At 73.2% G+C, this 8470-nt stretch carries 6 protein-coding genes; 5 read left to right on the forward strand and 1 reads right to left on the reverse strand.

The window, feature by feature from the left end; translation table 11 throughout:
* Positions 1 to 35 precede the first annotated feature (35 nt).
* Complete coding sequence (locus ACFU99_RS23595) at positions 36 to 458, reverse strand: hypothetical protein (protein ID WP_384395068.1); 423 nt, start codon at positions 456 to 458, stop codon at positions 36 to 38.
* Positions 459 to 702: 244 nt separating this feature from the next.
* Between ACFU99_RS23595 and ACFU99_RS23600 the strand changes: the two genes are divergently transcribed.
* The 5 genes from ACFU99_RS23600 to ACFU99_RS23620 all read left to right on the forward strand — a co-directional run bounded on the left by ACFU99_RS23600 (position 703) and on the right by ACFU99_RS23620 (position 8424).
* Positions 703 to 4599 carry a helix-turn-helix domain-containing protein gene (locus ACFU99_RS23600; RefSeq protein ID WP_384395069.1) on the forward strand — a complete coding sequence of 1299 codons (3897 nt, stop codon included), beginning with the start codon at positions 703 to 705 and terminating at the stop codon, positions 4597 to 4599.
* 66 nt (positions 4600 to 4665) lie between these two features.
* Complete coding sequence (locus ACFU99_RS23605; protein ID WP_384395071.1) at positions 4666 to 5790, forward strand: MerR family transcriptional regulator; 1125 nt, start codon at positions 4666 to 4668, stop codon at positions 5788 to 5790.
* 23 nt (positions 5791 to 5813) lie between these two features.
* On the forward strand, positions 5814 to 6479 hold the full coding sequence (locus tag ACFU99_RS23610; RefSeq protein ID WP_384395073.1) for a hypothetical protein: 666 nt from the start codon (positions 5814 to 5816) through the stop codon (positions 6477 to 6479).
* 112 nt (positions 6480 to 6591) lie between these two features.
* Positions 6592 to 7287, forward strand: coding sequence for a ribulose-phosphate 3-epimerase (gene rpe / locus ACFU99_RS23615; protein ID WP_384395075.1), 696 nt, complete (start codon positions 6592 to 6594; stop codon positions 7285 to 7287).
* A gap of 147 nt (positions 7288 to 7434) precedes the next feature.
* Positions 7435 to 8424, forward strand: a complete 990-nt coding sequence (locus ACFU99_RS23620; protein ID WP_384395077.1) for a sugar-binding transcriptional regulator — start codon at positions 7435 to 7437, stop codon at positions 8422 to 8424.
* Positions 8425 to 8470: the final 46 nt, after the last annotated feature.

The following is an 8470-nucleotide window of genomic DNA, read 5'->3' on the forward strand; positions in this document are numbered from 1 at the left end:
GGGCAGCACCCGGCGGCCTTGCCGCGGTGCGGCCGTCAGTAGTCGAGGTGGCCTGAGACCTTGGCCGTTCCCTTGAATTGCAGGAAAAACTGGGTGCCGTTCAGCACGTCAGTGGCGGCGAGGCCCCATTTGCCCTGGTGCAGGGTGCGCCAGCCGTTGCAGGTCCAGCCGGAGCCTTTCTTGAAGCACGTCTGTACGTCACGGGTCTGGTTGAGCTTGACGTTGATGTCGGCGCATCGGGTGGTCGTGGTGGCGTACGTGCCGCGCTTGGGCCAGTACGAGGGATCGTTGGAGCCGGTCCCCGCGTAACTGGTGAAGGGCGGCGCGTCTTCCAGGCACTTCCGCGCGATGCCGGTGGTGTCCGAGGCCGTGGCGGGGTCGGCCGTCGCGGTGACCGTGCCGCTTCCGAGCAGCAGGGCCGCTGCGGTGAGCGGTACGAATACGAAGGTTTTCCGCATGGTTCAACCCTTTCCTTGGGTGTCTTCGGTGCGGAGCGGGCTGCTTCTTTCGAGCAGGCGGCAGTCGGGTGGTGCAGGCCGGACGGCCATGGCCGCGGAGACGAGTCCAGCGGCTCGTGAGTTGTTCGGCAGCCCATACCGAGCCGCCGAACAACCCGGCCGGTCTGGCCGATGGGGCACTTGCCGCGACAGAGACCCCATCCATAACGTGGAATGTCGCTTCATCCGCTGATCGGGGGCGCGTGTGGGGAGGCCGGAGAAGCAGCTCGACCCCGGGGCCGGGCCGGTTCAGCGATTCGCCTGTGAACTGAGGAAGCTGCGTCAGGAGGCCGGGCTCTCCTACCGGGCCATGTCCCAGCGGGCGGGCTATTCACCCACCGTCCTGTCCCAGGCCGCCGGCGGCGACCGACTGCCGTCCCCGCGCGTCGTACGGGCCTACGCCGACGCGTGCGGCGCGGACCCCGACGAGTGGGAGGAGAGGCGGCGGGCCGCTGCGGAGGAAGAGGCCCGGCAGCCCGCCCCGGACGAGGGGGCCGACGCCGCGGCTCCGCCGTACCGGGGACTCGCCCGGTACGAACCCGATGACGCCGCCCTCTTCTTCGGCCGCGCACGGCTGACCGAGGAACTGGTGGAGCTGGCGGGCCGGAGCAAGGTGACCGTGGTGCTGGGCCCGTCCGGCAGCGGCAAGTCGTCCCTGCTGCGCGCCGGGCTGATCCCCCGGCTGCGTACGGATCCTCACGCCGGGCCGCGGCCGGCGGCGGTACGGATCCTCACCCCCGGCAGCCGCCCGCCGCGAGCAGACGATCCGGTGCTGGCGCCCGCCGACGGGGACGGCGACACCTGGCTGATCGTCGACCAATTCGAAGAGGTCTTCACCCTCTGCCAGGACTCCGGGGAACGGGCGCGCTTCATCGCCGCCCTGCTGGCCGCCGAGGAGCCCGGCCGCCGATTACGCGTCGTACTCGCCGTACGGGCCGACTTCTACCCCCACTGCCTCGAACACCCCGGCCTGGCGGCCGCCGTCCGCCACGCCGGTCTGCCCGTCGCTCCGCTCTCACCCGGCGAACTCCGCGAGGCGATCGTCAAACCCGCGGCCGCGGCCGGTCTGCTCGTCGAACGCGCCCTCACCGCACGGCTGATCAAGGAAGCCGCCGAGGAACCTGGCAGCCTGCCCCTGCTCTCCCACGCCCTGCTGGAGACCTGGCGCCGCCGCCGAGGCCGCACCCTCACCCTCGACGCGTACGAAACCACCGGAGGGCTGCGCGGAGCCATCGCCCAGACCGCCGAAGCCCTCTACACCGGCCTGCCCGACCAGCGCGCGGCGCAGGCCCGCCGGATCCTGCTCCGCCTCATCACCCCCGGCCAGGGCGCGCCCGACACCCGCAGCCCCGTCGGCCGCGCCGAACTCGACGCCGCACCCGGCACCCATACCGGCCACGTCCTCGAACTGCTCGCCCGAGCCCGTCTCGTCACCCTCGACGAGAACACCGTCGATCTGGCCCACGAAGCCCTCATCACCGCCTGGCCCCGCCTGGCGCAGTGGGTGGACGGAGACCGCGAACGCCTCGTCCTGCTGCGACGGCTGAGCGATGCCGCCCGCATCTGGGACGAACTCGGCAGGGAGGAGGCCAGTCTCTACCGGGGTACCCGGCTCACCACCGCGGTGGAAGCCTTCGCGACGCCGGAACGGCACGGTGAACTCACCGCCCTGGAAAGAGATTTCATCGACGCCGGTCTCGCCGCCCGCGCGAGGGAGCACCGTGCCTCGTCACGCGCCGCGCGTCGGCTGCGTACGCTCACCCTCACCGGGTGCCTCCTCCTCGTCCTCGCCCTCATCGCCGGAGGCATAGCCTGGCAGCAGAGTCGGCTCAGCTCGCGTGAACAGCGGCTGACGGCGGCGCGCCGGGTCGCTCAGGTGGCGCAGGGGCTGCGGTGGACCACCCCGAGGACAGCGGTGCGGCTGAGCATCGCCGCGTGGCGCGTCGCGGAACTGCCCGAGACCCGCTCCGCGATGGTGGCGGCCATGGCCCAGCGGACGGAGGCCGTGCTCGCGATCCCCACGACGGGCCCCATGGAAGGGCTCACCTCGCTGAGCGGCGACGGCCGGACCCTGCGGGTGTTCTCCGGCAGTGACCGGCTTGAGGAGTGGGACGTCGCGGACCACCACCGCGTGGCCTCACGCCGGATCGGGGGAATCGGGGGAATCGGGGGAAACGGGGCGAACGGGGTGAACAGGGGCCGTGCCGGCCTGACCGGCGGCGTCAGCCCTGACGGGAGGTATGTCGTCCGGGCCAGGACCGATGATTCCGCGCACGTCATGCTGTGGGACACGGTCGCCGGCACACGACGCGAGCTTCCCGCCATGGCCCGCACCGACCCGAACGCGTTCGGAGTCTTCTGGGCGGACAGCAGCCGGATGCTGGGCATCACCGTCGGCGACCACGTCGAACTGTGGGACATCCAGGACCTGCGCAGGGCGCTGAGCTGGAAGGCCGGCGCCGCTTCCAAGGGCCACGTCCGCCGGGCGGCGAACCGGCTGCGACTCAGCGTCAGCCGCGACGGGCGGCTCGCGGCCCTGTGCGGGCCGGGAGGCCGTTTGGAGCTGTGGGACGTGTCGGCCCGACGCCGCCTGAGCGACGGGTGGCCGCGGAAAGGGTCCGTGCTCGGGGACTGCGCGCAGGCGGTTCTCCACTTGAGTGCCGACGGCCGGTCTCTGGGCGTTCTCGACCGCTCCGGCCTCCGCATCCTGGACAGCGCGTCGGGGCGGCGGACCGTCGCCATCGCGTACCCGCTCCTGCGCTCCTTCAGCTTCAGTTCCGACATGAGGTTCGTGGTGGCCGCGAGCGCGGACGAGGTACTGCTGTGGCGGCTCGACGCCCAGGCGGACAGCCCGGCAGACCAGACGGACCAGACAGACCAGACGGGTCAGACGGGCGAAGGGCGGGCCGTGGATCAGCGCGAGGCCGCGGCCCCTGTCTTCCGGCACCCGCTGTTCGGCGACGAAGCCGCCTCGGTCACCATCGACACCGGCGCCGGCCGTATCCGGTATCTGGGGTCCGGGGCCGGCGAGGAAGCACTCGTACGCACCATCGATCCCGGGCCCGCGCTCACCGCAGCCTGGCAGCCGACCCCGGCCGGCGCCTCCCTTCTCAGCCCGGACGGCCGTCATCTCCTCACCGCTAGGAAGGCCGACGGCGCCGAGCAGTTCGAATTGCGTGACACGCGGGGCGGCGACCGGGCGATCCGGCTGCCGCCCGTCCGGCCGCTGCCGGGCCGGCGGGGAACACCCCTGCGCGGCGTCACTCCGATGGCATTCAGCCCCGACGGCCGCTACCTGGCCTACAGCACCGACGCCCCGGCCTCCGTCACCATCTGGGACATCGTCAAGCGGCGCGTGCACCCGTCGTTCACCGCGGCCGGCGGCAGCGAGCAGTTCGACGCCCTGGCCCTGCGCTCACTCGACGGCACCCTGTCCGCATACGGCATCACGCTGACCGGATTACGGGACCTCCTGACCGGGAAACGCCTGTCTCCCCTCCCGGGACCCGGGAGATACCACACGGCCTCGGCGAGCCTGGCCCCGCGCCCCGACGGAAAGCTCCTCGTCGCCGACGACGGCACCGTCGTCGAACTGCCCAGCGGCCGTGTCACCCACCGCGATCTGCGCCAAGGACATGGATCGCCACTGCTGTTCAGCCCGGACGGCCGCTATCTCGCCGTCGGCAACACCACGGGCGAGGTCACCCTGTGGGACGGCGACGCCCGGCGGCGGCTCGGTGTGCTCTCCGCCGCACAGGGCGCGGCCCGTCTCGGCGGTGCGGAAGCCACCGCCGCGCTCGCCTTCTCACCCGACGGCCGCACCCTGGCCGTCGCCGGGCGCTCCGGCAGCCTCAGACTCTGGGACCTCCCCTCCCGCCAGCCCCTCGGCACCAGCCTCCCCACCCCCGGCGACGAGATCCGCTCCATCGCCTTCGACCGGACCGGCGCCCAACTCACCGTCGCCGGCGCCCACACCCCGCCGCAGCGCATCCCCGTCGCCCCCGCTCGGCTCATCGCCGACCTCTGCGCCCGCACCGGCCCCCTCACCCCCGACGACTGGCACACCTATCTCCCCGACCTCCCCTACCAGAAGACCTGCTGACCGCGGTTCGCACCCGTCGGCCCGCGAATTGACCTTCGAGCCGCTTGAACGCCCACCATCGCTCCCATGGACGACATCGACGACATCGACGACACCGACTACACCGACGACATGGACGACAACGCGCCGCTGCTGAGCATCGGCGCCTTCGCCCGGTGCGTGGGGCTGGCGCCCAGCGCGCTGCGGTTCTACGACGACTGCGACGTACTGCGGCCCGCCAGGGTGGACGAGGCCACCGGGTACCGCTACTACGCCCGCGCGCAGCGGTCACGGGCCGTCGCGTTGCGCAGGCTGCGGGCGGCGGGGCTGCCGCTGGCCGAGGTGGCGGCGGTGCTGGACGGCGAGCCCGAGGACGCGCGGCGGGTGCTGCGCGGGCATCTGCTGCGGACGCGGGACCTGGCCGAGGCCACGCGTGCGGCCGTCGAGGAGATCCTGCACACGCTGCCGGGCGGCGGCGGGTGCGCGGTGGCGGTCGTGGGCGGGCCCGAGTTCGCGAGTGCGCTGCGGCAGGTCGCGCCGGCGGTGGCGCGCGGCGCGGCGCGCGAGGAGTTCCCGGTGCTCGGGAACGTACTGATCGAACTCGACGGCCAGGAAGTGCGGCTGGTGGCCACCGACCGCTACCGCCTCGCCGTGCGCGTCCTGCCGGGGCGCTCGATGGCGGGCGGGCCCGGCCGGGCGCTGGTGGACGCCGATCTGCTGGCGGACGTCGGCGGCTGGGCGCTGCGCGGTACGGACGTCCGTATCGAAGCCGAGGGCGGGCGGGCCGTGCTGCGCGCCGACGACGGGCCGGTGCGCGCCCTGCCGGGGGCCGACGGCACGTTCCCCTCGTACCGCGTGATGCTCGACGCCCTCGCGCCCGTACGGACCCGCGTGATCACCGACCGGGGCGCGCTGCGGTCGGCCCTCGAAGAGCGGCACGGCGAGGGCACGGACGTGGTGCGCGTCCGCGCCGGGGAGCGGGAACTCGCCCTGAGCCGGGGCGGCTCGCCGCCCGCCGCCCTGCACGCCGTGTGCACGGGGCCGCCGCAGAACCTCGCCTTCGACCCCGCCGTACTGCTGCCGGCCCTGGAGGCGAGCGTCGGCCCCGACGTCCTGCTGGAGATCGCCTCCGCCGCCGAACCGGTCGTCGTGCGCTCCGCGGACCAGGGCAGTTTCACCACATTGGTCATGCCGGTGCGGGACGGCGCGTGAGCGGGAGCGAGGAGGTGAAGACCATGATGGACCCGGGAAACGCCGTCGTGCGGCTCTGCGTTCAGGGCATGGAGGCCGAGACCCGCGACGACGACGCAGCTGCCCGCCGGCTGTTCGTACGCGCCTGGGAGGCGGCCGCCGACGACTACGAGGCGTGCGTGGCGGCCCACTACGTCGCGCGGCACCAGCCCACCGCGCGGGCGACTCTGGACTGGAACGCGGAGTGCCTGCGCCGGGCTGAGTTGGTCGGCGACGAGCGGGTGCGCGGCTTCTTCCCGTCGCTCCATCTGAACATGGCGCGGGCGCACCAGGAGCTCGGCGACCTGGACAGCGCCCGCGAGCACTTCCGGCGGGCTGCCGAAGCGCTGGCGGACGCGCCGCCGGGACCGTACGGCGACTGGGGCCGATACGCCGTCGCCGAAGGGCTGCGGGCTACGGGCGGTGCGCACCGGCGTGATGAGCGGCTTCGGGAACTTCTGACCGGGCTGTGCGCCCGTGCCGATCTCGTCTCCCTGGCCCTGGTGCTGCCCGCCTTCGTCGGCGATCTCGGGACGGATGGCGACCGGCTCCGGCTGCTGACCGCGCTCGGCATGCTCCACGCCGGGCGGCGGCTGCCCGGCGCCGAGCAGGTGTCGCTCGGCGCGATCATCGCTTCTCTCCGGACGGGAGCGGAGCAGGACGCCGTGTGAGGTGTGCACGCCAGGCCGAACGGCCCCGAATCCGAGGCGTTATGTGCGGCTCGGTCGCAGAATGCCTGCCTCCGGAGTCGGGGCCGCGGCGTGGGCATGGCAGGCTTGGGGCATGGCCGTGCAGATCAACCCCAGCATCCTGTCCGCGGACTTCTCCCGACTCGCCGACGAGGCGAGCCGCGTGGGAGGCCCCGGCGGCGCCGACTGGCTCCACGTGGACGTCATGGACAACCACTTCGTCCCGAACCTCACGCTCGGCGTGCCGGTCGTCGAGTCGCTCAGCAGGGCCACGGACACCCCGCTGGACTGCCATCTGATGATCGAGGAGCCGGACCGCTGGGCGCCCGCGTTCGTCGAGGCCGGGGCCGGTTCCGTCACCTTTCACGCGGAGGCCGCCGCCGCGCCCGTACGGCTCGCGCGCGAGATCCGGGCCAAGGGGGCGCGGGCGTCCATGGCGCTCAAGCCCGCCACGCCCATCGAGCCGTACGAGGACCTGCTGCCCGAGCTGGACATGCTGCTGATCATGACGGTCGAGCCCGGCTTCGGCGGCCAGGCGTTCCTCGACATCATGCTGCCCAAGATCCGCCGCACCCGGCAGCTGATCGCCAAGCACGGCCTGGAGCTGTGGCTCCAGGTGGACGGCGGGGTGTCGGCCACCACCATCGAGCGGTGCGCCGAGGCCGGCGCCGACGTCTTCGTCGCGGGTTCGGCGGTCTACGGCGCGGAGGACCCGGCGGAGGCCGTACGCTCCCTGCGTTCGATGGCCGAAGAGAGCGGCGGAGGGGCGGGCTGGGCGTGCGACCACTGAGCCACGGGGAAGTGAACTCGAAGGTCAGGGCCTGATCGGGGCCCGCGGCATCTGACAGGATGACGGTGGTGTCCGCGCCGCGGACCCACGCACACATACAACGCAAGTGAGGAGACCGCGGTGTCGACGGGCCGTTCAGCCACGCGGATGGGACCCGCCGAGCTCGTTCAGGCGGCGGCCATGGCCCGCCGCTTCTACCTGGAGGGCAAGTCCAAGATCCAGATCGCCGAGGAGTTCGGCGTCAGCCGCTTCAAGGTCGCGCGCGTCCTGGAGACCGCGCTCGAACGCGACCTCGTGCGGATCGAGATCAGGGTGCCCGCCGAGCTCGACGCGGAGCGCTCCGACGCGCTCCGGGCCCGGTACGGCCTGCGCCACGCCGTGGTCGTGGAGTCCCCGGCCGACGCCAGCGACGACGCGCCCGACCCGGAGAACCTCGGCGAGGTGGCGGCCGACCTGCTGGGCGAGCTCGTCGACGAGGGCGATGTGCTCGGCCTCGCCTGGGGCCGCTCCACCATCCACATGGCCGCCGCCCTGCACCGGCTGCCGCCGTGCACCGTCGTCCAGCTCACCGGCGTGTACGACGCGGGCACCGCCGAGCGCGGCTCCGTCGAGGCCGTACGGCGGGCCGCCCAGGTCTCCGGCGGCGAGGCGCACCCCATCTACGCGCCGATGCTGCTGCCCGACTCGGCCACCGCCGCCGCGCTGCGCAACCAGACCGGCATCGCCCGCGCCTTCGAGTACTTCGACAAGGTCACGGTCGCCGCCGTCTCCATCGGCTCCTGGGAGCCCGGCATCTCCACCGTGCACGACATGCTCTCCGCCGAGGAGCGGGCGCGCTACGCGTCCTTCGGCGTCGCCGCCGAGATGTCCGCGCACCTCTTCGACGCGGACGGGCGGCGCGTCGGCCGGGACCTCGGGGAGCGCTGCATCACCGTCGAGGCCGACCGGCTGCGGCGCATACCGGAAGTCGTCGCCATCGCCGGGGGATCGCGCAAGGCCGCCGCCATCGGGGCCGTACTCCGCTCCGGCCTGGTCACCAGCCTGGTCACGGACACCGCCGCCGCCGACTACCTCCTCCTGGAGACCGGGCCCGGCCCGCGCCCCGCACTGGACCGGGCGGACCCGGACGGCGTGTGACATCGGGGGCGTACGGTCCGGGGGCGTACGGGCCGCGCCTCGCGCC

Origin of the sequence: Streptomyces sp. NPDC057654, from assembly GCF_042800135.1 — a bacterium.
In the GTDB taxonomy this organism is placed as follows: Bacteria; Actinomycetota; Actinomycetes; order Streptomycetales; family Streptomycetaceae; genus Streptomyces.

What these genes read in the sequence shown, in the direction of transcription:
- ACFU99_RS23620 (WP_384395077.1), top strand. Translation starts at nt 7,435, where the DNA reads ATGGGACCCGCCGAGCTCGTTCAGGCGGCGGCCATGGCCCGCCGCTTC.
- ACFU99_RS23610 (WP_384395073.1), top strand. Translation starts at nt 5,814, where the DNA reads ATGATGGACCCGGGAAACGCCGTCGTGCGGCTCTGCGTTCAGGGCATG.
- ACFU99_RS23605 (WP_384395071.1), top strand. Translation starts at nt 4,666, where the DNA reads ATGGACGACATCGACGACATCGACGACACCGACTACACCGACGACATG.
- rpe (WP_384395075.1), top strand. Translation starts at nt 6,592, where the DNA reads ATGGCCGTGCAGATCAACCCCAGCATCCTGTCCGCGGACTTCTCCCGA.
- ACFU99_RS23595 (WP_384395068.1), bottom strand. Translation starts at nt 458, where the DNA reads ATGCGGAAAACCTTCGTATTCGTACCGCTCACCGCAGCGGCCCTGCTG.